Below are 1,139 nucleotides of genomic sequence, written 5' to 3'. Positions count from 1 at the left end.
ATTTTTGTCCGGCGGGGCAGATTTTTATGCCGCCGCGCTGGAGTACGCTGTTTATTATTTTTTACAGCATCGCGCTTTATGGATTGTGGATCATTCGATTTTGGCGCGGTTATCAATTGTTGTCGCGCGGCGCGGGGATTTCCCATCCATTTACGCCGCTTTTGCCACGGGAATGGGTTAAAGCGCAATCCATATAATCAATTCGCAGGGGCGGTTAGCGATAACATAACCGCCCGCTTTATTACGGCGGGCGGTTTATCGCCATCCACACCAAACAGCAAACGCAGGTCGGGGATTTACGCTTGGCCTATGCGGGTGATGGTTTTGCATCGGCAGGGAATTTGGCGCCCGGCTACCAGCAAAATTGTGCATCCACGTTGTTCTTTTTGCGCCGCTGTTGCAGCTCCGCCATGGCTTTCGGGTCGGCAACGAGCGCTTTTTCGTCCGCGATGCCTTTGGCAATGGCGTCCAGTCCTTTTTGGATGTTGGCTTGAGGATCGCCGAGCAGGCGCGGCAGCTTTTCGTGGTAGAGGGCGGCGTAGGGGTGGTCGCGTACCCATTCGTAGGCGCGCTGGTTCGCTGCCTGCTGTTTTTTGACATCGCAGAAGGCGTAGCTGTTGATATACGGGCCAGCGAGGCTGTTGAACGCGCTCATCGCGCTGTTCGCCGCCTCCAGCGCGGGCGCGTTCACGTCGGCACTGTAGGCCAGGGTGGTGTAGCGGTGTTTGGCAACGTAAAACCAGAAAACGGCGTCGTCGCGCTCGCCGATGTCGTAGAGGCGGATGGCGAGCACCATCAGCGTCATCGGCGTGATGGCGTCCGGCTGCTGCTGGATGCGGTCGCGCGCGGCGAGGATGTCTTCGCGCCGGTTTGAGGCAAGCAACTGGTCAAACGGCGCACCGCCAACGCTCACCTGCGGCGTACCGCCCGCTTCGCTGGCGGCGGCATAGTAGGGGCTGACGTACACGTCTATGCGGCGCACGGGTTCATCGCCCGCAGCTTGGGCAGCAAGCGCGAATGTCAGGGCGAGGGCGCCGATGAGGGTCTTGTTTTTCATGGTGTTGCTCCGTTTGCTTCAGGGTTTTTTGACGATGCTGTCCATCCAGGCAAAGAGTTCGTCGAGGTCGTAATCGCCGCTG

General features: G+C 58.7%; 2 protein-coding genes. One reads left to right on the top strand and one right to left on the bottom strand.

Going from position 1 to position 1,139, the window contains the following annotated elements; genetic code table 11:
- A partial coding sequence (locus Q0349_RS02670; protein WP_298079332.1) for a hypothetical protein occupies positions 1-181 on the top strand: 181 nt, incomplete at its 5' end.
- A gap of 171 nt (positions 182-352) precedes the next feature.
- Here Q0349_RS02670 and Q0349_RS02665 read toward each other — a convergent pair.
- Positions 353-1,057, bottom strand: a complete 705-nt coding sequence (locus tag Q0349_RS02665; protein ID WP_298079331.1) for a hypothetical protein — start codon at positions 1,055-1,057, stop codon at positions 353-355.
- Between the last annotated feature and the right edge of the window lie 82 nt (positions 1,058-1,139).

It is taken from the genome of uncultured Cardiobacterium sp. (assembly GCF_938028185.1).
Lineage (GTDB): Bacteria > Pseudomonadota > Gammaproteobacteria > Cardiobacteriales > Cardiobacteriaceae > Cardiobacterium.
Note: the sequence above shows the minus strand (reverse complement) of the source record. Positions and strands in the feature narration are given on the sequence as shown.